Origin of the sequence: Algimonas arctica (assembly GCF_014652695.1) — a bacterium.
GTDB lineage: Bacteria > Pseudomonadota > Alphaproteobacteria > Caulobacterales > Maricaulaceae > Litorimonas > Litorimonas arctica.
Genome location: NZ_BMZH01000008.1, coordinates 76,997 through 100,128 on the forward strand (window position 1 = coordinate 76,997; position 23,132 = coordinate 100,128).

The 23,132-nt window shown below is 53.7% G+C and carries 13 protein-coding genes; 7 read left to right on the forward strand and 6 right to left on the reverse strand.

Going from position 1 to position 23,132, the window contains the following annotated elements; genetic code table 11:
- Positions 1-80: 80 nt before the first annotated feature.
- Positions 81-3,206, reverse strand: coding sequence for a TonB-dependent receptor (locus IE105_RS10415; RefSeq protein WP_189498187.1), 3,126 nt, complete (start codon positions 3,204-3,206; stop codon positions 81-83).
- Positions 3,207-3,398: 192 nt separating this feature from the next.
- Positions 3,399-5,903, reverse strand: a complete 2,505-nt coding sequence (locus IE105_RS10420; RefSeq protein ID WP_189498189.1) for a glycoside hydrolase family 3 protein — start codon at positions 5,901-5,903, stop codon at positions 3,399-3,401.
- 124 nt (positions 5,904-6,027) lie between these two features.
- Here IE105_RS10420 and IE105_RS10425 point away from each other — a divergent pair, with 124 nt between their 5' ends.
- From IE105_RS10425 to IE105_RS10435, 3 genes are all read left to right on the forward strand, one after another.
- Entirely contained in the window at positions 6,028-6,852 is an 825-nt protein-coding gene (locus tag IE105_RS10425; RefSeq protein ID WP_189498191.1) for a tetratricopeptide repeat protein, read from the forward strand.
- A 70-nt stretch (positions 6,853-6,922) separates the two neighbouring features.
- Complete coding sequence (locus tag IE105_RS10430) at positions 6,923-7,516, forward strand: carbohydrate binding domain-containing protein (protein ID WP_189498193.1); 594 nt, start codon at positions 6,923-6,925, stop codon at positions 7,514-7,516.
- Between the two features lie 169 nt (positions 7,517-7,685).
- A complete protein-coding gene (locus IE105_RS10435) occupies positions 7,686-9,272 on the forward strand; it encodes an AMP-binding protein (protein ID WP_189498195.1) in 1,587 nt (528 codons plus the stop codon).
- Positions 9,273-9,284: 12 nt separating this feature from the next.
- Here the strand turns inward: IE105_RS10435 and IE105_RS10440 are convergent, their stop codons facing one another.
- The 4 genes from IE105_RS10440 to IE105_RS10455 all read right to left on the reverse strand — a co-directional run bounded on the left by IE105_RS10440 (position 9,285) and on the right by IE105_RS10455 (position 17,233).
- Positions 9,285-12,407, reverse strand: coding sequence for an efflux RND transporter permease subunit (locus IE105_RS10440; protein ID WP_189498197.1), 3,123 nt, complete (start codon positions 12,405-12,407; stop codon positions 9,285-9,287).
- 4 nt (positions 12,408-12,411) lie between these two features.
- Positions 12,412-13,530, reverse strand: coding sequence for an efflux RND transporter periplasmic adaptor subunit (locus IE105_RS10445; RefSeq protein ID WP_233354099.1), 1,119 nt, complete (start codon positions 13,528-13,530; stop codon positions 12,412-12,414).
- 8 nt (positions 13,531-13,538) lie between these two features.
- Positions 13,539-15,005, reverse strand: coding sequence for a TolC family protein (locus IE105_RS10450; protein ID WP_189498199.1), 1,467 nt, complete (start codon positions 15,003-15,005; stop codon positions 13,539-13,541).
- A 317-nt stretch (positions 15,006-15,322) separates the two neighbouring features.
- Positions 15,323-17,233 carry a class II glutamine amidotransferase gene (locus tag IE105_RS10455; protein ID WP_189498202.1) on the reverse strand — a complete coding sequence of 637 codons (1,911 nt, stop codon included), beginning with the start codon at positions 17,231-17,233 and terminating at the stop codon, positions 15,323-15,325.
- Positions 17,234-17,301: 68 nt separating this feature from the next.
- Here IE105_RS10455 and IE105_RS10460 point away from each other — a divergent pair, with 68 nt between their 5' ends.
- From IE105_RS10460 to IE105_RS10475, 4 genes are all read left to right on the forward strand, one after another.
- A complete protein-coding gene (locus IE105_RS10460; RefSeq protein ID WP_189498205.1) occupies positions 17,302-20,583 on the forward strand; it encodes a transglutaminase family protein in 3,282 nt (1,093 codons plus the stop codon).
- A gap of 211 nt (positions 20,584-20,794) precedes the next feature.
- A complete protein-coding gene (locus IE105_RS10465; RefSeq protein WP_189498207.1) occupies positions 20,795-21,631 on the forward strand; it encodes a universal stress protein in 837 nt (278 codons plus the stop codon).
- A 12-nt stretch (positions 21,632-21,643) separates the two neighbouring features.
- Positions 21,644-22,474 (forward strand): universal stress protein, encoded by an 831-nt coding sequence (locus tag IE105_RS10470; protein WP_189498208.1) that lies wholly within the window; start codon positions 21,644-21,646, stop codon positions 22,472-22,474.
- A gap of 15 nt (positions 22,475-22,489) precedes the next feature.
- Complete coding sequence (locus tag IE105_RS10475; protein ID WP_189498210.1) at positions 22,490-23,122, forward strand: LysE family translocator; 633 nt, start codon at positions 22,490-22,492, stop codon at positions 23,120-23,122.
- The last annotated feature ends 10 nt before the right edge of the window (positions 23,123-23,132 follow it).

The window sequence follows — 23,132 nt, forward strand, 5'->3', positions numbered from 1 at the left end:
CGGGTGCTCGTTATCCCAACACACACGCATAAAAAAAGGAGGGGCGAACCCCTCCTTTCAAATCTATCTGTCCGTTTAGTCTAGTATTGGAAGCGGAAACCAACACGGATCCGGCGATCCCCAACAAAGCTCGTCCGACCAAAGCGTTGGCCCGCAGCATCAATTTGCTGCGTCGCATTGGCTTTCGTATCCAGAATGTTTGCTACCTGGAAACGGAACTGAACGTGATCGTTAAAGTCATACTTCACCGACCCATCCAGATAACCACGATCTTCTTGGAAAATCGGGTTGCCCGTGACGAAGTCACGATATGAACTCAGATACTCCGAGCGCCAATTGTAGGCGAGGCGTAGCTCAAGTTTATCATCCTGATAGATACCGATAATGTTGGCTGCGTGTTCTGACAGACCCAAGAAATCAGTAACACCGTAACGATAAATCCGCTCAAAGTTAAAGTTTGGATCGTCCTGAGCGACGTTCGCAGACGGTGGGTTCGTTGTCGCATCAATATAGGTGTAGTTGGCCTGCAAGCCTAGATTTGAGAGGAACCCGGGAAGGAAGTCATAAAATTGCTGATAAGCAACCTCAACACCATTTAAGTCCGCCTGATCTTGGTTAATGTCACCATTATAAACGATTGCAGTCTGCTCGCCGTCTAGTGTGACAGTATCGACAGTTTCTGACCCATAAATGATATTATCGGTGATTTCCTTACGGAAGAAAGAGACTGTAAATGAGTTCTCATCGCCAAAATAATGCTCGAACGATAGATCATAATTTGTCGCCAAGATCGGCTTAAGATCAGGATTACCACCATAAATGTTGATCTGATTTAGGGTAATGTCAGTGATCCGTTGGTTCACGGGAACTGTTGGATCGGTGCTCGAAACGAACCTAAAGGCTCCGCCCGTTGACTGATCCGACCGCAGTTGCGCGATATTTGGACGTGTGATGTTTTTACTGACGCCAAATCGGATCAATGAAGTGTCGTTCAAATTCCACTTGACGTTTAACGACGGCAACCACCGTTCATCGGAACTGAAATTTCCGCTGCGTTGAATGTCAGCTTGAGCAAAGTATGCGACGGCTTCTGGGCTGAAATCCGATGGTCTTTGACCAACGACACCGCTGTCGACAACATCGATAAATTGGAGTGAGCCGTCACCGGAGACATCAGACGTCGTGTAACGGACCCCAACATTACCGTCGATGGACATGCCATTATTGAATTCATTACCGAAATCGAGACGCGCGTAAATATTCGTCGTTTTCTCTGTGATATCGCCAATACTGCCGCGACCTGCGTAATCAACAACGCCGCTCGTATCGCGTAATGGACTCCAGTCAGGATTCCGACCGTTTGCGGGATCGGTTATAAGCGGGTCAGTCGCAATCAAATTTGCAAATGCATCATAATCTTGAAGCAGAGCACGGTCGACGAAAGCGACCTCTGTATTTGGCCCGCGAACCACGCCGCCTCGGAAGAAATCACTGAAATCAACAGTTTCTGTTGACGGTTGTGACAATTCAGAGAACGGAAGGTAGCCGCCGCCTGCCCATGGTGGGGCAACAGCCGCCCAGTTTAGTCCTGCTGCACGGTTAATTTGATCTCGTTCAGCATAACGCGCGCCAAACTTAATTCCGTCAAACCAACCATCATTGTCGAATTCATATTCAACATCGCCGCGAAGAGCATACATGTCCCCTTCATTGTCGGCAAACTCATCTGCCGCGAACAACAGGAACGCTGTTTCTGGATCGCTAAGAGACCCTGTAATGGGGGCTCCACCACCCGCACGACGGCTTGGGTTATTTGTTGGGTCGGGTATCAACGTGAGATATGGATCATCCAAATCCGCATTGAAGTTAAAGTCTGAGAAGAAACGAGACCCAGCCCAGAGGCGACGACGCGTGGCTTCAGCTGACGTGAGGTGACCATCGAGTTGCACAAACCACTGATCACTTGGACGCCATTTAATGTTTAAGCTCAGATCATCAGTCTTGGACGTGTCACGCTGATTGATACCAAGGTTAGAGAAGTTCGCGCCGCGGGCTCCTGTCCAATCTCGTAGGTTGTTAGAAATCAGCCCTGACTCATAAAGACCTGTCACGGCTTGTGTCATTTCACAGGTTGGGTTGGCCGGTGTCGGGTCGTTACTGCCGTTACATTGCGGAATTCCGGCAGAGTCAAATGGGGTCGTTAACAGTCCTTGAACCGATGTTCCGCCCCAGCTTTCACCGTCTGAGAACCATTCCAAAGTCCGCTCATCACTATCGACTGTATTTTCGATTAGCGAGTATTTGGCCGTGGCTTCGAAGGTGCCTTCATTATTGCGGTATTGTCCTGCGATATAATAGCTGTCGCGCGAACGATCTACATCGTTCGTACGAAGCTGAACACCTGCTGGAACAGCAACTGTCTGGCCACCAATCGTGAGGGGGTTAAGTTGTCCAATTTGGAACCCGTGAAGGTCTGACTTCAACTCTGAAGAAGAAAATGAGCCCAAAAGACCAAATTCGCCCGCATCTGTCTGCCAGCGATCTCCGAGCAAGATACTATAATCTGGGCTCCACTCGTCGCGTAGATCCGTATAAGTTCCATCAATCGTTGCAACCGCGATACGGCCACTCCGGTCAAACGGCTCCAAAGTTCGGAGATTAATCGTTCCGCCGATACCACCTTCGATCAAATCAGCTGACGTATTCTTATACACATCAACAGCGCCGATGAGCTCAGGGGGAATTGTCCCGAAATCAAGTGACCGTCCACCGTTGGCAGAGAACGCATCGCGACCGTTAAATTCGGACCGGACCAATGTCAGGCCGCGGATAAGGTTGCCGCCACCTTCTGGGGACGGAAAGTCGCCTTCGCTGGCACCGAGCGCGATACGCTGCACAACCACGCCAGGGATGCGGGCAAGCGCTTCAGCGACCGAGAGATCAGGAAGGGTCGAGACATCAGACGCCGTAATCGAGTCAACAGCGGTGTCGGCATCGCGCTTGAGATCGCGAGCTTTACGCAGCGCGCTCCGAATACCGGTGGAAACAACCTCATCAATTTCTTCGTCCGCGAGGTCGCTAAGCTCTTCGCCCGGCGCATCTTGGGCGAACACCTGTGGTGCCATAAAGGCCAGCGCGAGAGCTGTCGTTCCCGACAGCAACAGCCGGCTGGCTAAAGGCATGCGCAATGAATCTGCATGAGTCATATATCTTCCCCTGTTGGCGATTCCGCCATTTACGTTTTATTTTTCGATCTTTTTCGCCAAATCAGCAAAAAAGTTACCGCTAACATTCTTCCGCCACAGGACGGTTTTTTTGTCAATGACATTCTCGCAATAAAAGTGGGTCGCTGTCTAAAACGTGACGTTTTTGTCACACTTCTTACGATTTTAAGCCCATCAATCACATTTAATCGAGTTTGCGCTTTCCTGTTTCAGCACCACATCGGCGACAGCGAGATCGAGTCCCGCCTCTCCCTCAACAGTGAAAGCATTCTTCAAATAAGCCATATCCACGCCATTTTTCACCGCACAACGAAGCGAAATGCGGGTTTCTTGCCAATCTGACCCTAGATCGACAGCATGAAAATTCGTGCAATTATCCAAATCGATACATCCCGCACCGATTCGGACCGTTTTATCTCCGGATAGAGACTTCATCATGACCGATAATTCCATCGCGCCATTGGCCTCACGCGCATAGTCCAGCGTATAGCCTGACGCGATTGAGAACACTGAATCATCGGAAAAGCGCAAGCGCAGAGAGTCTTCTTGCGCGGCCATGTCATACGCCGCCACTGCAACGGATCCATCATCATAGGGAAGGTCAATAGTCGTGCCATCAACTGTAAGACGCCATGGCTGTGAGGTCGCCCCTTTCGCAAAGAAAACCCCCTTTTGCGCGCCCGCTTGCGCGACGCCACTCTCCTCCGGGAGCCTCCCAAGCTCGACATCGTCGCTGTACGAAAGGCCATAGCCGAGCTCAAAGAGTGGGTCATAATTGGGGTGTTGCCTGTTCAGCAAAACTTGTGTGGCAAGCTTTGGCCATGAGAATGACAGGCGTCCGGTGAAATCATAATCAGGCTGAGTTTGGAACAAGAGATCGGTAATACCTGCCGCCTCGCTGCCCGGCAGCCAGGCCGCAACAAAGGCGTCAGACGCATTCATTTCCGGATTAGCCCAAAGCGGACGCCCGGAGATAAAGACGGACACGACTGGCAAACCTGCCGCCTTGAAACCATTCAAGCGCGTCGTGTCAAAATCATTCGGAACGAAATCGACATTTTGAACATCTCCTTGGAACTCCGCATAGGGGTCCTCCCCGAAGACTGCGATCACAACGTCGGCATCGGTCGGCACGGTCCCGCCCTCTGCATCAAATGTGACCGTACCCCCGGCCCCTTCGACTTCCCGTTTCAAGGCGCTCAAGAAGCTTTCGCCATTTGGGAAATCACTATTGACGTGATCACGCCCCTGCCAAGACAGGGTCCACCCACCCGCGAGTTTTGTGATGCTATCTGCGCCCGCGCCTACAACATGAACCCGTGAATTGGCCGCCAAAGGCAGCGTTTGGTTGTTGTTCTTGAGCAACACGAGAGACTTACGCACGGCTTCGCGCGCAACATCGCGGTGTGCCGTGGATCCCAGCAAATCCGTACGTCCAGACAAAGGCCGCAGGCTTGGTTGCGGCTTTTCGAAAATGCCGGAGTTGACTTTGGCCCGTAAAATACGCCGCACCGCATCATCAAGACGCGCCATTGGGATACGCCCGGACTCAACGTGCTTTAAAGTCGACTCATAGAGCCCCTTCCAGCTGTCGGGCGCCATATACATGTCGAGGCCCGCATTGAGCGCTTGCGGGCAATCGGTTGCCGTGCAGTCCGGGATCAATGCATGGCCGTTCCAATCGCCGACAATGAAGCCATGGAAATTCATGCGTCCCTTAAGAACATCCGTCATCAGCTCTTTTTGGCCGTGCATCGGTTGCCCTTGCCACGATGAGAAGCTTGCCATGACGGATTGCGCGCCAGCAGCAACGGCAGTTTCATAGCCGGGCAAGTGAATGTCGCGCAGCTCTTCCTCAGATATCCGCGCATCCCCTTGATCGATGCCGTTTTCAGTGCCCCCATCGCCTAAGAAATGTTTCGCAGTTGAGATAACCCGGTCTGGGCCCATGAAACCATCAGATCCAAGCTCGCCCTGTAAACCCGTGACGATTTCGCCGCCGTAAGACTTTACAATGTCTGGGTTCTCGGAAAACCCTTCATAGGCCCGGCCCCAGCGATCATTCTGCGGGACCGCCAATGTTGGCGCAAAAGTCCAGTCATGACCGGAAACATTGAGTTCCTGCGCGGTAATTTCAGAAATACGGTGGATCAGGTCTGGATCGTTTGCAGCGCCAAGACCGATATTATGGGGAAAGACGACCCCCCCAATCAGGTTTGTGTGTCCGTGCACGGCATCAATACCCCAGATCATCGGGATGGCGACTTCGACCCCTTCCGGATCAATTGACGCGGCATAATATTCATCTGCTGCGTCTAACCACGCTTGTGTGGCCGCATAGGGCTTGTCCCCAGGCGCAGAGTTGCCGCCGCTGAGGACCGAGCCAAGCCGATAGTTTTTGACATCCTCAGCCGTCAGGGAATTCGTGTCCCCTTGGATCACTTGTCCGACCTTTTGCTTCAACGTCATTTTAGCCAGAAGACCATCAACGCGGTCCTCAACAGCAGGATCAAGGGCCGCCGTCTTAATTTCAGGCCATTTTTCCGGATGGATGGTTGTCGCGTCAACCGTCGGCGCGCTGTCTTCAGTGATGGGCGTGTTGGATGCCGCACACGCTGCAAGAATGAAAACCGATGCCGCGCCCATTGCGCTCAGCCGAATATTTCTAGTGCCGTGCATATTTTCTATCTCCCCGAATTGAACCTATTTGACTTTTGCCAGTCAATATTCTTAAAAATGGTAGCGGTAACACCGTTACGGTTAGGCAATCATTGTCGCCACGTCAATTTGGAAGCTACGGATCATGCAGAATTTCGCAAAACGCCTTTATCTCCCGCTTCTCGCTGGCACGACCCTCCTTCTTGGCGCCAGTCACAGTTTCGCGCAAACCGCGAACTCTGACGCGACCAGCTCAATACCGCCCCAACCCGAGGCTGTGAGCGTCGATGCCGAGACAGCCATACTTGATGAAATTATTTCGTCGGGAACCATCGTCACGGGTCAGCATGACGGCATGGATGCCTTTTTCATGGGCGATTTCGAAACGGCAGAAATAGAATTTGAACGCGAATTTAAGGGCCTGAAGCGGTTTGAAAGCGCCCGAGAAAATGCCGTGCAGGATGCCGTTATATCCGCAGACCGCACTCAAATGCAGGCCCGCGCGGGGGATAATACCGGTGCACAAGCCGGTGCAGGGGGACGCGGGGGTGGCTTCCAAGGGTCATCATCGTCCGGATCAACCGGTAGTAATTCCAGCGTTACATCAAATTTTGTCAGCCGCCGAGGGGAAGGCCGAACTATCCTGACAGACGGAAAAGTCACCTATGAGGACTTCGGTTTCACCCGCTACATGGCAGGACTATCCGAGATTAAGCTCGGCAAGTTTGATGAAGCCCGCGTGTCCTTGCAACAGTCGCTTCGCTACGACGAAACCAATTATGATGCCCGTATGCGTTTAGGGCTTTTGGATGTGATGGATGCGGATTTCGAGGCAGCGGCCAAGCAACTCGAGACGCTCAACAAACAAAGACGACGGTGTGAACGGCTCAGCTGTGATGATTTAGACGCGTTGCGAAGGGCTACTATGGTTTTAGCCAAACAAATTACCAAGGCTGTTGACGCGCAGTAAATCTGACTCCCTGTGTTCACAGGGGTTTATCAAGGCCGCAATCAATGACGGCGTGAAGGGGATAATAGTAATGTTGACTACAAAAACGGCTCTGATGAGCTTACTGGCCGCATCGGCGATGATGGTCACACCTACGGCGCAGGCCCAAGATACTGCCGCGGCCCTACAAGCGCTGGATGACGCGCTCCCCGGTCAACTACTGCATAACCCGTTCGACCTAGAATGGGACGCAAAAGGCAATGATTTGAAAATGAAAGTTGTTGACGCCGAGGCGCTTTCTTCAGGCAAAGCCATCAGTGCACGTCTTAAAAAGAAGCAACCCAAGCCGTGGGATTCGAACTTAAGCGTTCAAGTTTCTGAGGCGGTCATGAAAGGCGAAGAGGTTCAAATTTACTTCTATGTTCGCACGGTAAAACCAGCGGCAGGACGTGACACGGGTGTTGTCTCCTTGTTCATCGGACGTAACGAAGAACCCTATGATTACGTCCTCTCTCAAGATATTTTTCCGAGCAGCGAATGGGAACTCATGAACCTGACAGGCACGGCTGGCGCGGACTATCCAGCAGGCACAATGAAAGTCGAGTATCAGTTAGGCAAAGCGGCCCAGACCGTTGAATTTGGCCCTGTCTATGTCTCGACCTTGGGTCAAAAAGCCCCTGGCTAGCCCTCCGTCTCGGACGCATAAAAAAGGGTGGCGTGCCTGAGATGTGTCTTAGGATCGTCTCTCATATGATTGTAAATAGAGGGCCGTGCCCTCACCACCATGATCCCTCGCGCCACAGCGAAGTCAGTGTTATACGCTCAATAAAAAAAGCGGTACAGGGGAGTATTGGGTGGAGATTGCAGCCTTAAAATCTGAAGATTTATCTGTTCGCGGGCAGGATCGCATTCAACGTAACCTGTTCGACGCCTTCCTTGAGGCTTGCAAAACGCAAGGGGCCAAAAAAGACATCGTCACAGATGGCGACGGGCGTACGCTAAACTATGGCGAACTTCGGCGTGCTGCCTTTGCCTTATCCTCGCCGCTGCGCAAATGCACAGACCCGACCGATAACATTGGCATTCTTTTGCCAACAGGCGCGGGCGCCGTCATCGCCCTTTTGTCGATTCATGCGGCGGGGCGGGTGCCGGCCATGCTCAATTTTACGGCCGGGATAAAGAACCTCAAAGCGGCGATCAACACGGCCCCCATTTCAACAGTTGTGACCGCGCATAAATTTATCGAGATCGCAGGGCTGCACGATTTGATCGAAGAGCTCTCGCGCGTCGTCAACGTCCTGTATCTTGAGGACATGCGCGAGGAGATCGGCTTTACGGGCAAGATCCGCGCCGTTCTTGGCCCCATAATGCCTGCCCTCTTTGCGCCAAAGTCAGCGCCGGATGACTTGGCGATTATCTTGTTTACGTCAGGCACAGAAGGCAACCCCAAGGGGGTTGTGCTAACCCACGCCAATATCCTCGCCAATATTGAACAAATTGAACAACATGTTCAGTTGCAGGCTGGCGATATTTTCTTCAACCCGCTCCCGACGTTTCATTGTTATGGTTTGACGGCAGGCACGTTATGGCCGATTTTTAACGGCTACCCGGTCGTGCTGCACCCCTCACCGCTCCAGACTAAAACCATCGCAAAACGAATATTCAAGACACAATCCACAGTCCTGTTCGCGACCGATACGTTTCTACAACAATATATGCGCGCCAGCGCGAAGGACGGGCTGAACTCTCTGCGGATCGCCGTGTGCGGCGCTGAACGGGTTCGCGAAGAGACGCGGAAAAAAGCGGAAGAGATGTTCTCGTTCGAAGTGTTAGAAGGATATGGCGTCACGGAATGCGCGCCCGTCCTCGCCGCCAACCAACCCGGCGACATTCGCGCGGGGACGATTGGAAAAATGTTGCCCGGCATCGAAACCCGATTAGAGCCTGTCGAGGGTCTCGAAGACGCTGGACGCCTTTGGGTTCGCGGCCCGAATATCATGAAAGGGTATATTTCGCCGGACAAACCCGGCGAAGTGATCCCTCTCAATGAGGGCTGGCACGATACGGGCGATGTCGTGTCGGTCGATGAAGATGGCTATTACGTCGTGCGCGGCCGGATCAAACGATTTGCCAAAATTGGCGGCGAAATGGTGTCTCTGACCGTGGTCGAAAATTGTGCGTCCGCCGTCTGGCCAGAACATATGCACGCAGCCGCCATTGTCCCCGACCCCAAAAAAGGGGAACGGATAATCCTCGTCACAAATCACCCTGACCCAAACCGTCCCGAGCTGTTGCGATGGGCGCAGACACACGGCGTGCCGGAAATCGCCGTGCCCAAAAAGATTATTTCCGTTGATAGTCTCCCTGTGCTTGGCACAGGAAAGCTTGACTACGTCTCCGTGACGCGGCTGGCCAACCAGACGTACGGCCTCACCGCCTAATCGGTTCAGGGCTTACTCTGCCGGCGCCATCACGGGCGCTTCGCCCTCACTTTCCAACCGTCGCGCGACGTCCTTCGGAGATCCTGACCCTCTGGCGATCAGGGCGTAAGCGGTTGGTACTAAGAGCACGGTAACGAGCGCAGCCGCGATCACACCGAACAGGATGACCACACCAATGGCGGCGCGCGTTTCCGCGCCTGCACCCGTTGAGAAGATCAACGGAATACTGCCCGCCGCCGTCGTCAAACTTGTCATCACAATCGGCCGGAACCGCGTTAGAGCGGCGTCTTTAATGGCGGTGTCAAAGTCTCGCCCCTCGTCGCGCAACTGATTGGCAAACTCGACAATGAGAATGCCGTTTTTCGCTGCCAGTCCTATCAACATGATTAGCCCGATCTGCGTATAAATATTGAGTGTGTTGCCCGTCAGCCAAAGCCCGAGCAATCCGCCCGCAATCGTGACGGGAACACACAGAATAATAATGACGGGGTGACGGTAACTTTCGAACTGGGCCGCTAACACAAGAAAGACAATGATCAATCCAACCCCGAACACAAAGCCCATTGAGCTTCCGCTATCTTGGTAATCCAGCGATTGCCCTTTGAAATCAATTGTCGCGTCTTCCGGTAGGACATCGCGGGCAATTTGCGTCATCGAGTCCAGCACAGACCCCATCGTCACGCCCTCAGCCAAGTCGGCTTCGATCGTAATCGCGCGCACACGGTTATATCGGCTCAGCGTCGCACTATCCGCTTGGGATTCAATGCTGATGAGGTTCGAAAGCGGAATCAATTCGCCTGAACGGCTCGAGCGGACATAAATATTGTCGACATCGCTCGGGCTGTTTTGTTCCGATCTTACCCCTTCTAAAATGACATCATATTCCTGCCCGCCGTCAATATAGGTTGTGACATTTCGGGACCCGAGCATGGTCTGCATAGTCGCGCCAATTTCGTTGACGGTCACCCCCAGGTCGGCAGCGCGGTCATAATCGACCTTAACACGAAACTGCGGTTGGGTTTCTTTATAGTCCCAATCAATATCCCGAACTCCAGGGTTATTGGCCTCCAAGGCCTCGACGAACGTGTCGCGCCATTCTGTCAATTTCTCATATGACGGGCCGCCAATAACGAATTGAATCGGTTTGCCGGTGCCGCCGCCTAGACCTTGGCGCATCCGTGCAAACGCGCGAATACCCGGCAAGTCAGACAGCTCGCCATTGACTTCCGCAATAATTTCGTCGGCAGGGCGGCGTCGCGCCCAATCATCCAGCGTCACAATGACAAAGCCTTGGTTGAAACTATTACCCCCGAAACCCGGCGCACGAATGAGAAGCCGTTCAATCTCACCGCTTTCCGTATAGGGCAGCAGCCGCCGTTCAATCTCATCAAGATAGCGTTCCATATAGGCAAATGACGCGCCTTCCGGCCCCCGGATACCAACGAAAAATCCGCCACGATCTTCCTGCGGGACATATTCTTGTTGGATATTTTGCGACAGTTGCCAGCTCCCGCCAAGCAACGCAAAAAAGGCGATCCCAACCAAAAGTGGGCGGAGCAAAAGCTTATCCAGCACCCAGCTGTAACCGCGTAAAACAACGTTGAAGCCCCGATCAATTGTGGCGGGGATTTTTGCTAGTAAACCTGTTTCCGGTTTATCTTTGAGGAGTTTCGACGCCAACATTGGCGTCAGCGTAAGTGCCAGCAGACTTGAAAAGATGACAGCCGCAGAAATCGTGAAGGCAAATTCACGGAAAAGCTGACCAATTTCACCCTCAATAAACGTGATCGGAATGAACACAGCGACGAGCACCATCGTCGTTGATACGACGGCGAAACCAACCTGCCGTGTCCCTCTATACGCCGCCACCAACGGGGTTTCGCCCTTCTCCTCCATCCGGCGCACGATGTTTTCAAGCACAACGATGGCATCATCGACAACCAAACCAATCGCCAAAACCAGCGCCAGCAACGTCAAAAGATTGATCGACAAACCCAACGCAAACAGCACGGAGAAAGTCGCTATGAGTGAAATCGGCACTGTTATGGCGGGAATAATCGTCACCCGGAGGCTGCCGAGAAACAGAAAGATGACCAATGTCACCAAAGCGACAGAGATAAACAGCGTTTTATAGACCTCGCTGATGGAGGCCGAAATAAAGACAGAACTATCAAAACTGGACTCGATCGACATGCCGTCTGGCAGGGTTTTATTGAGCTGCTCGACAAGATCACGGACGTTCTGGGCGACGTCGACCGTGTTGGCTGTCGATTGTTTGACCACGCCAAGCCCAACCATGGGCACGCCATTACCGCGGAACAAATTACGGTCCTCCGTCGTCCCGCGTTCCACCCTCGCCACGTCGCCAAGACGAACCAAATAGCCATCTGCGCCTTCCGCGATGACGAGCTGGCTAAAATCTTCCGGCGTTAAAAATGACCGATCAATTCGCATTGTGTAGGTTCGGCGGGCGCTCTCGAGCGACCCCGCGGGAGACTCGATATTCTCAGAGCGAAGTGCGGTCTCAATGTCTGATACGGCAAGGCCGCGCGCGGCAAGCTTGCGACGGTCGATCCACACGCGCAGGGCATAATCTCGGGCACCGCCGACGCGAACCCGCGCCACGCCGTCGAGCGCCGACATGCGGTCCACAAGATTGCGGCGCGCATAATCAGACAATTCTGAAGTCGTCATATTGGAACTGACGAGATTGCGCCAAATGATGACATCATCATTGGAATCGGCTTTTTCGACTTCAGGCGGATCGGCATCTTCGGGTAAATTGTCCGCTACGCCTGAAATTCGGTCCCGGATATCATTAGCCGCGGAGTCAATGTCCCGCCCCACATTGAACTCAAGACTGATGCGCGAACGGCCATCGGTCGAGCTTGAACTAATCGTGCGAATGCCTTCGATCCCAGCGATCCGTTCTTCAATAATTTGTGTGATCCGTGTTTCCACCACAGACGCGGATGCCCCCCGATAATTCGTATCGATCGTGACAATGGGGGCGTCCACATCCGGATATTCACGCAAGGATAAGCGGTCAAAAGAGATGATCCCGAAAATAATCAAAATCAACGAAATGACGGACGCGAAGACCGGACGTTTTACAGAAATGTCTGACAGAACCATGGTGTTAGTCCCTGACGAGCGCGTCACTTGACGGCCCGGACAGCCCCCCTGTGACAGGTTTTAGGATATCGGGAGACTGGATTTTGACCGCGCCGCCATCGCGCACGCCGATGATCCCGTCTGTGACAATCCGTGTGCCGGCCGCGACGCCTGACTTCACTTCAACATAACCATCTTGATGGAGGCCCAATTGGACTTCCTTTCGAACGGCCACGTCAACGCCATCCCGCGTTTCAACAACAAACACGAAATTCCTCGGCCCGACGGGCTGGATGGCTTCTTCTAAGACAGCTGGAACGCGACGTGCCTCTGCACGGGCTGTGACATTCATAAACATCCCCGACACAAGACTCTGCTCAGGATTGGGAAGTTTAGCGCGGACCATTACCGTCCGTGTCACAGGATCAATCGCATTATCGACTGACGCCACTGTCCCCGTGAATATTTGACCTGGCAGATCGTCAGTCTGCGCCGTCACGTCGGTTCCCGGCCCCATTAAGCGCAGGAATATCGATGGCACGGCAAATTCAAGGTTCATTTCACTATCGTCAACAAGGCGCGCGACAACCGCACCGGGCTGCACGTAGGAGCCGACGCTCACTTGTCGAAACCCGAGCACCCCATCAAACGGGGCGACAAGAACACGGTCTTTTTGGCGGGACTGCACCGCGCGCAGCTGCGCTAACGTACTGTCGAGATCCCGCTGCGCCTGATCGACTTCGGATTGGCTGACGGCCTTACTCTCGATCAAACGATTGACCCGGTCGAGCTGTTGCCGGGCTTCGGCCACGCGGGCCTCCTCGGCTTCGACAAGCGCCCGCTGTTCACGCTGTGCGAGACTTACCAAGGTTTGACCTTTGCGGACGCGTTGACCGTCATCGAAATAAAGGCTCTGCACCCGGTCGGCCGCGTTTAGGGTCAGGTCGACTTGCTCTTTCGGGCTCAACGTCCCCAGCGCTTCAATCCGCGACGCAAATTCACGGGCTTGCAAAGTTTCGACAAAGACATTAGCGGCGCGTGGACCTCCGCCAGCGGGCGCACCCGCCGTAGACGCCTCACTGCCACATCCAATCAGGATGAACGCGGCCATGATAAGCGGAAGAGAACGTGTCATCTGGGTCATGGGGCGGATCATGGGGTCAGGCTTTCGACGGGTAAGACGTCAGGTCTCATTACAGTTTCGGTAGGCTGCCCAAGGGCATCCAATTCGGCGTCCGTCCACATCCCGCCTAAGGCACGGTAAGCGGAAATCGCATAAGTCGTTATCAGCGTGTCATTTTGAACAAGGTCGTCCTGCGCATCGAGCAAGGTCCGTTGCGCATCCAGGACATCTAAAAAATCATCCAAGCCTTCATCAAAACGAAGACGCGCCAATTTGAGCGCATTGCGGGCGGCGTCTGTTGCGCCAGCCAAATCATCACGGCGCTCGACCTCCCCGGCATAGAGCGCCAGCGCTGTTTCCACTTCGGAGAGTGCGGTAAACACCGTCTGTTCATAGGCCGCGAAAGCTGCCTCAGTTTGCGCGTCGGTCACGTCAATGTCGGCGCGGACCCGGCGTAAATCCGGTCCTTCCCAGCTCAGCGCCGGACCAATGCCAAAGCCAAGGCTATTCACCTCCGTCACATCACCAAAACTGCCGAAGAAGGCGCCAATATCGGCATTAAATGACAAAGTCGGGAAAAGGCGGGCGCGTTCGACTTCGCCCAGTGCGAGCCGTTCTCCAACGCGGGCTTCGGCCGCCCGAATATCCGGTCGGCGGCGAACCAATGTGGCCGGGGAACCGATTGCCATCGCCCCGACATGTTGCGGAATTGCGCCCTGCTCTGACGCGATAGATCGACCCTTTTTTTCATCCCCAGACGCGTAAGCGCCCGTCAGGGCATTTAACCGCGCTGTCGCCGATGCGACGGCGGCCCGAAACGCCGGTAATGACGCGCGAGTCGTCAGATAAAGCGCCCGAGAGCGATTCAAATCAAGGTCGTTTGAGCGTCCCGCGTCCACCAATTCATTCAAGAGACTGAGGCCTTCAGCCTGCAGGGCCGCGTTTTCTTGCGCCACGCCGAGACGTTGTTGAGCACTCCGCAAATCGACATAGGCTTGCGCCGTCTGAGACGCGACAAGCACCGCCACATCACGACGGGCCTGCACCAAAGCGTCGCGATTGAAAGTCTGCGCACGAATTTGTTCATCGATACGTCCGAACGCATCAATTTCCCAGCTCGCCCCGAGTGTCCCACTGAGGTTTAAATCAACATCGCTCGACCGCGTGGGGTTATCGAGTGTCAGTCCCGTCCCGCTGGATGTGCTATAGCTCCGGTCCAAACTGGCCCGTTTGAGTAACGCATCCGCCGCAGTGATATTGGCTTGCGCGACAGCGAGATCACGATTTTCGGATAAAGCGCTCTGGACAAGGTCAACCAACACGGGATCATCGAAAAGGGTCCACCAATTTGGCACATCATTCATGCTGTCTGGTGTGTCTGCGACCGGGACATTCGCGAAGGATGTCGACTCCAAATTGAGCGCAGGCTGTTCAGGGACGGACGGCACATCAATCGATGCACACGCCGATAGGCTGACGCACAGCCATGTTGCCATCAAAGACTTACCTGAACGCGGCACCTGGTTAAACTTTAGTCGGTCCAAAACGCGAATCCTCATCCTTTTTCGATCTGAACATCCGGGACGTTCCTTCAGCCATATTTATTTCATCGATCACCATCATATCTCGAACATGACTGTGAACGCGCATGAGATTCGTCTTAAGACATACGGGCGAACCATGGCGCACATTAGTCGTGACAGGATGATCATAAATTCGTGATGATCATTAACGGGTGGCAATCTTCAGGGCGCGAGGGAGACATAGCGCGCAAAGAAAACGCGACCGATCAAAAGCTCAACTTCAGTCCAGTTTATTCGAGGACTTCCGTCATTTTGACGTCGACGCGTAAGGTCTCAAATCCACCGCCTTTATAGATTGTCCCCGATGTCGGTGTGGCGTCGATATAGTTTCGTCCGCAGGCGACCCGCACATGGTCTTGGTTCGCGCGGCAGCCATTGGTCGGGTCAAACCCGCGCCACCCAACATAAGGCAGATAGACTTCTGCCCACGCGTGGGAGGCTTCAGACTGGATTTTGTTTTCGTAATTGGCGCCAGTGTAAATATATCCCATCCGATAGCGGGCGGGTAAACTCAGCAAACGCGCCAGACAGATAAACAGGTTCGCGAAATCCTGACAGACGCCCTTACGGCTGGCATAGACATCAAACGGCGTCGTGCTGTTTTTTGTGCTACCCGAGACATATTCAAAATCATTGTAAATGCTGGTGTTTATGTCTTCGATCGTCCGCAGCAAATTATAGTCATTCCGTTCAACGAAGCTCATCGCGTAATTAGTCAACTCCCGGAGTTGGGATTCCGGCAATTCTGGCGGCAGCAAATAAGGCAGCATCATTTGCCGCTGCCACGGCATCCAAATTAGCGGAATTGAGGTCTGACGCAGAAGAACGCCGTGATCATCGGGCGGCGTCTGAAAAAGCTTCACCCGGCTCGTCGCCGTGACGGTCAAGCTTTTATAGGGCATCGCAATTTCGCAATGGACGGACTGATTTCCGAAGACATCCTCGAACTGAATTTCTTCGGCTCCGGCGGTCAGACTAAGTTTGGAGTGTAAGACTTCCTGCACCAAATCATGCGTCGGCATGAGGCGAAAGAGATGGGTGCTATGCTCAACTGGCTCACGATATTCATAATGGGTCGAATGGGTGACATCAAATGTCCGACAAGACAGGCTTCGTCCCCCCATGGATTGGGTGATGGTGCGCGGCGTGGTGACAAAATCCTGAACGAGCGAACTTCCAGTCGACGCGGACGGCGACATCTGAACCTGCGGCGCGCGCGAGGGATGCAACACGCGACTGAGATAAGGCTCATCCGGCGCGGAAATTATTTTCGGAAGCGGCGTCCATTTCGGTTCATTATTGGCGCTGTTCCAAATGATTTTACCCCGATTAGCCATGATCATTTGACCCGGCTGCATCGTCGTCCATTGCCCATGAGAGAACTGGGCTGACGTCACGACAAGCGCGGTCCGGAATGTGTCATGCGCATTGTCGACGACAACATTCACCGTGCCCGATGACAGTGATTGCAGGTTATTCGGGGGGAGCAAACGCGCATACCGCAGGGGTTTGGGCGACTGCGTCCCTTGGAAACAACAAATGGTTTGGCCGTCACTCAGATACATATCCGCACTGCCAAATTGGTCGAAGCGTTGGAACCAAGAGAGGATTTCCACTGGGTCAACATCAGACAGGCTACGCGCGCCATGTTTTTCCATCCGCGCGAGCAAATTACAGAAAGCGAGTTCAGAATCCGTTGTCCCGATCGGTTCCAGCAAACGGCTATCGCCTTGATAGACTTTCGTGAGCGCCTGTTTGTCCAAATCTCCGTTATGCATGAACAACCAATCTGCGCCCGCAAAGCTACGCGAGAACGGCTGCGTTTCAGATTGATTATAGTCACTCTCTGCACCGCGGATCTTACAGAAGAAGATGTTCGATCTAAAATTAGACCAATCGGTCAAACTGTCGGTGAAGACTTGGGTCGACCGGGCCGCCGGATCTTTGATCACCATTGAGGAGGATTGATTGCCCGGATACCAGCCGAGACCCCACCCCAATGAATGTGACCCCACCGGACTGCTGGACAAATTTATATCGATTGAGGGCGAACTGGGTGCATCAAAGTTCAACAGCAGAATATCGCTGGTCAGATCAGGTATTTTGAACAATTGACTACTTTCTTGGGAGAGAGACGACATATTAGGCAAATGCACTCATAGTCTTTTATGAAGCGCGTCGCTGTGAAGCCCCACCGGAGACTAGATTGATGAGCATCACCGTTAGCTTGAATCATTCGACCCACTACACGTACGATAAGCCCGTCTCGCTTGGCACGCAGACTATTCGTTTGCGACCTGCCCCGCATGTTCGCAATCTTGTAAAATCATATAGCCTAAAGGTCGAGCCGCAAGAGCATTTCATCAATTGGCAACAAGATCCATTTGGCAACTTTCTCGCGCGTGTCGCCTTTCCTGAAAAGGTCACGCACTTCAGGGTTGATGTAGGGTTGGTGACTGAAATTCGGGTATTCAATCCGTTTGACTTTTTCTTGGATGAAACCGCAGAATCCTTCCCGTTTCAATATGAAGCAGGCCTCAAAGACGAGCTCGCACCTTATTTAGAAATCAAAGATAAGGGGGCCGGCCTGAAGGCTTGGCTGAAGGACTGCGATACCACGCCTAAACCCACCATCGATTTCCTCGTCGCCGTCAATCAAACGCTGAGCCAGTCTCTCGCCTACACGCTACGGATGGAACCCGGCGTGCAGACCTGCGAAGAAACGCTTGAAAAAGGGTCTGGGTCTTGTCGCGATATGGCCTGGTTTTTATGCCAAGCCTTGCGTCACCTTGGCCTCGCGACGCGGTTTGCGTCCGGTTATTTGATCCAGCTTGCCGCCGATGTAAAATCCTTAGACGGACCGTCTGGGACCGATGTCGACTTCACCGATTTGCACGCATGGACCGAAGTCTATTTACCCGGCGCGGGATGGGTGGGTCTGGACCCAACGTCAGGTTTATTTGCGGGCGAAGGCCATGTGCCTTTGTGCTGCACCCCGAACCCGTCGAGTGCAGCTCCGATTTCAGGCAGCCTTGAAGCTGGTGTGAAGGCTGAGCTGCACCACGAAATGTCCGTAGATCGCATCCTTGAAATGCCGCGCGTGACGAAACCTTTTTCGGACGACCAATGGCGTAAAATTGATGCGCTCGGCGACGTCGTTGAACAACATTTGGAAGCCGGTGACGTCCGCCTGACGATGGGAGGGGAGCCGACCTTTGTCTCCATCGATGATCGTGAGGATAATGCCTGGCACTACGGCGCATTGGGCGGCGATAAGAAGGCGCTCGCAAAGGATATGCTCTACCGCCTGAAGGACCGCTTCGCGACAGGGCCATTGCATATGTTCACGCAGGGCAAATGGTATCCGGGCGAAATTTTGCCGCGCTGGGCCATGCCGTGTATCTGGCGCGCCGATAATGTCCCTGTTTGGACAGACCCAAAGCTATTGGCCGATCCGGATACTGACCTTGATCATACGTTGGACGATGCGAAAGATTTCCTCACCACGCTTGGCGAAGCACTGGGAATTCCCACAGCCTACGTTTTAGGGGCGCGCGAAGACACGCCTTACTACCTGTGGAAAGACCGCCGCATGCCATTGTCAGACGAAATCATGGAGGCTGATGTCTATGAGAAAGCTGAACGGGAACGGTTGCAAAAACTACTCGATGGCGATCTGAACAAGCCCGTCGGTTTCGTTCTGCCTCTGCATTACTCTCACGCGCGAAACCAATGGATCAGCAATCTCTGGACCTTCAAAAGCGGTCATCTCGTCTTACTGGCCGGGGATTCACCGATCGGGACACGACTGCCCCTGTCCAGCCTTCCCAACCCGGTTGAAGCGGAAACTGAAATCGTCCCGGACCGAACCTATAATGATATGAAAGGCGCGCTACCCTCGGCCGCTGCGATCAAAGAGCGACTGTCGGGCCATAAAGATTGGGACACAGGCTCTTATCGGGATGATCCAAACGGATTGATCAAAATGGCTATCTGCGCCGAAGTGCGCGGCGGCGTGTTACATATTTTCCTTCCACCAATCGCGTGGAGCGAACATTTTCTCGAATTGATCGCTGCCATCGAAGCCACGGCGAGAGACACGAGCATTCCGATCGTCCTTGAAGGCTACGGCGCGCCGTCAGACCCAAGATTGGTCAGCATGAGCGTCACACCCGATCCGGGCGTCATTGAAGTCAATGTGCAGCCCGCTGAAAACTGGACTGCGCTCAAAAATATCACCCAGACCGTTTATGAGGAAGCGCGCCTCGCCCGCCTCTCGACCGAAAAATTCATGCTCGACGGCCGCCGCACCGGCACGGGGGGCGGCAACCATATCGTCATGGGCGCCATGCACCCGGACGATAGTCCGTTTCTGCGCCGTCCGGATGTCTTGCGGTCCTTTATCGCATTCTGGCAAAACCACCCGTCCCTCTCCTACCTGTTTGCAGGCAGCTATATCGGTCCAACCAGTCAGGCTCCGCGGATCGACGAAGCCCGTCATGATTCCATGTATGAGTTGGAAATCGCCTTCGCTCAAATCCCTGACAATGGCGACATCGCCCCTTGGTTGGTTGACCGCTTGTTCCGAAATTTGCTCGTCGATTTGACAGGTAATACCCACCGAGCCGAGTTCTGCATCGATAAGCTGTTCAGCCCGGACAGTGAGCGCGGACGGCTGGGGCTGTTAGAAATGCGCGGGTTTGAAATGCCGCCCCACCCGCAAATGGCGCTATTGCAAAGCCTACTCATCCGAGCCTGCCTCGCCATGTTCTGGAAGACCCCTTATAAAGGTGAGCTGATCCGTTGGGGTACACAGTTGCACGACAAATTCATGTTGCCCTATTTCGTGGAGCAGGACTTATCGGATGTCATGAGTAAGCTCCGTGACGCCGGTTTCCACTTTGACAAAAACTGGTTCACACCGTTCTTTGCGTTCCGGTTTCCAGAATGCGGACGCACTCAAATTGGGGATATTGCGTTAGAACTCCGCAGCGCGCTGGAACCTTGGCCTGTCATGGGCGAAGAACCCGCCGGTGGTGGCATTAGCCGATCAGTCGATGCGACCGTTGAACGCCTCGAGTTAAGCGTCAAAGGCCTTGTCAAAGGGCGACACCAGATTACCTGTAATGGCCGGGCTGTTCCGCTAAATCCGACGCAGGAAGAAGGCCGCATGGTCGCGGGTATCCGATTTAAAGCCTGGGCACAGCCTTCCAGCCTACACCCGCAATTGCCCGTGGATGCGCCGCTCATCTTTGACGTGATTGATCTGCTGAATGACAAATCTGTCGGCGGTTTCACGTATCATGTCAGGCACCCCGGAGGCCGCAGTTTCGACACCTACCCTGTCAATGAAAACGCCGCTGAAGGGCGACGCATGGCGCGGTTCGAGACGATCGGACATTCAACTGGAAAAGTCGCGGACGTGATAGAACGGGTTAATCCGCATTTTCCTTATACGCTGGATCTACGCTACGGGCGGTCGGCTTCCTGACCGAGCGCCTGTGGTCATCCTCCCCACAGGGACACGACCACCGTGACCCTGAAAAATACGAACCACTTATGGCTCTCGGTTGAGCGCATAGGAAAAACCCTCGTCGCTAAATCACGGTAAATATAAAGCATTATGAGAAGTGACCGCTGTCACGTCGTATGGGCTCCGTTTCTGTGATAGTCATCGTACAAATCCAAATTTGGAGGACACGATGAAAACGCTTCTTGTTGCCCTGCTACCTGATGAAGACATTGATACCAGTCTTGATGCCGCCATCACAATTGCGCACAAACACGGCTCTCATATTATCGGCTATATGCCGATCCCCGGCCCCATCCTGATGCCTGTGGCCTCGCCGATGACCATGGTGCCGTTTGATGACACGATGCGAACCCGGTTTCGAGAGATGCTCCCAACCGTTAAAGCCGCGTTCGAAAAACGCATGACAACCGAAGGTCTGTCATTTGAATTTCGGTCTGATGAGCAAACGAGCTTAAACCTCTCACTCGGCATTATTGCTCATGCCCGCACGAGTGATCTCTGTATTGTGCAAATGTGGCAGTCTGGCGGCAAAGTGACTGCCGACAGCGTCGAAAGCGTTGCCGATATTGTCATGGCCAGCGGGCGACCCGTTTTGGCCTTACCCTCGCAAACATCACGGGCTTTCGCGTATGAGCGCGTGACCGTCGCGTGGAACGCGTCCCGCGAGTCAGCCCGCGCCGCTTTCGACTCGGTGTCTCTGCTCAGCAAGGCGGCTGAGGTCGAGCTTGTTTGGATCAATCCCCAAGACACGCCATCGGGCAACGTCGATATCGCTGGCGCTGAAATTGCCACCGTTCTCGCGCGTCACGATATTAAGATCACCGACAATCCGATTTCCAGCCCTAGCAAAGCCGGACCAGCCATTGTTGAGCAGGCGATTAGAAACGCCTCCGACTTGCTTGTCATCGGGGCCTATGGGCATTCGCGATTACGAGAGCGTATTTTAGGCGGCGCGACCGAATATATTCTGCGCAATCCTCCCTGCGCTATTCTTCTGTCGAATTAAGGAGATCATCCGATGAAAACCATCCTTGTTGACGTCACCCCATTCGATGCGCGAGACAATGTCTTGAACGCCGCGGTCGCCCTTGCAGGAAAAAACGACGCGCATGTAGTTGGGCTTTATGTCACCCATGCACGATTGGCCTTCACGGGCCTTTATAGTTTGACTAGCCCTTACATCCATCCTGACACGAGCGCCATTGAGGTAACATGGCGGGCGAAAGCCGAAGAGGCCATTACCAAAGCCTTGGCCAATACAGGCCTGTCTTATGAATTTCGGCATGTCAGCACGATACCCTCGGACCCGATGGATACGTTGATTGCGCAGGTTCGCCTCGCCGATGTGTTTATCACCGGGATAGATACGGATTGGAACGATAATGCTGTCTCGCAGTCCGATGCGCTCGGACAGATCATCGAAGGCGCCGGACGCCCAATTATTATCGTCCCAGAGAAGTCGGATTATAATCCGAAATTCGACACAGTCTCGATCGGCTGGGATGGATCACGTGAATGTATACGGGCCGTGTTTGATGCAATTCCGATTTTGCGTCACTATGCGCAATGTTCGCTAATTTCAGTCAATGTCGACAGGGCCGATATGGATGCAAGGCGTCAGTCCGCCACGCGTATGATCGAAACGTTGGGGCGTCATGATATTGTCGCGTCATACAAAAATATTAAAGCCCATGGCAGCGACATCAAAGCCTTGCGAAAGGTCGGCGAGGAGTCAGACCTTATGATTCTCGGCGCGTATCATCACAGGCGTTTGCGAGAACGGATATTCGGTGGCGTGACGGTTAGCATTCTGAACTCTCCGCCCTGCCCCGTTTTTCTATCCCGCTGATTTGAGTCTGCGTTGATGTTATCATCGACCATCGCACCCTATTTACTGACGTGTCTTCTCATAGAGTTGACGCCGGGCCCAAACATGGGTTTTCTCGCCCTCGTTGCGGCAACGAAAGGCCGAAAGCTTGGGTTTTACACGGTCGCGGGCATCACACTGGGTTTACTCACCGTTGGGCTGTTAGCCGCGATTGGTCTTGCCACGATCATCGACCGATCAGATTTCTTATATGAGACTCTGCGGTTTGGCGGCGGCGCCTATCTTTTGTGGTTAGCGTGGCAGCAATGGCGGGAAGCCGATGGCAGCCTTCTCGAACTAAAACCGAGCGTTTCGAAAATTCGTCAATACTTTCGCTATGGATTAGCCGTTAACCTGCTGAACCCTAAAGCAGCCGTGTTCTATATCGCGATCTTACCGACCTACCTAAACACAAGCGATAACAACGCGGGATCGACGGTGTTAGACGCCATCGGCCTGACATTGATTTACGTCAGCATCGCGTCTCTCATTCATGTGCTGATCGTCGTCTTCGCAGGGAGTTTGCAGCCTGTCTTACAAAAAGACCGCTTACGGAAAACGACGGCCCGCATTTTGGCCGTACTGCTCGCAGCGGTCGCCGTGTGGATGGTCCTCCATACGGCGCGATAGCGACAGGGAC

Excerpts from the sequence above, each read along its gene's own strand:
- IE105_RS10420 (WP_189498189.1), bottom strand. The coding sequence starts at position 5,903 with ATGCACGGCACTAGAAATATTCGGCTGAGCGCAATGGGCGCGGCATCG.
- IE105_RS10445 (WP_233354099.1), bottom strand. The coding sequence starts at position 13,530 with ATGACCCAGATGACACGTTCTCTTCCGCTTATCATGGCCGCGTTCATC.
- IE105_RS10455 (WP_189498202.1), bottom strand. The coding sequence starts at position 17,233 with ATGTCGTCTCTCTCCCAAGAAAGTAGTCAATTGTTCAAAATACCTGAT.
- IE105_RS10425 (WP_189498191.1), top strand. The coding sequence starts at position 6,028 with ATGCAGAATTTCGCAAAACGCCTTTATCTCCCGCTTCTCGCTGGCACG.
- IE105_RS10475 (WP_189498210.1), top strand. The coding sequence starts at position 22,490 with ATGTTATCATCGACCATCGCACCCTATTTACTGACGTGTCTTCTCATA.
- IE105_RS10415 (WP_189498187.1), bottom strand. The coding sequence starts at position 3,206 with ATGACTCATGCAGATTCATTGCGCATGCCTTTAGCCAGCCGGCTGTTG.
- IE105_RS10440 (WP_189498197.1), bottom strand. The coding sequence starts at position 12,407 with ATGGTTCTGTCAGACATTTCTGTAAAACGTCCGGTCTTCGCGTCCGTC.
- IE105_RS10460 (WP_189498205.1), top strand. The coding sequence starts at position 17,302 with ATGAGCATCACCGTTAGCTTGAATCATTCGACCCACTACACGTACGAT.
- IE105_RS10430 (WP_189498193.1), top strand. The coding sequence starts at position 6,923 with ATGTTGACTACAAAAACGGCTCTGATGAGCTTACTGGCCGCATCGGCG.
- IE105_RS10450 (WP_189498199.1), bottom strand. The coding sequence starts at position 15,005 with ATGGCAACATGGCTGTGCGTCAGCCTATCGGCGTGTGCATCGATTGAT.
- IE105_RS10470 (WP_189498208.1), top strand. The coding sequence starts at position 21,644 with ATGAAAACCATCCTTGTTGACGTCACCCCATTCGATGCGCGAGACAAT.
- IE105_RS10465 (WP_189498207.1), top strand. The coding sequence starts at position 20,795 with ATGAAAACGCTTCTTGTTGCCCTGCTACCTGATGAAGACATTGATACC.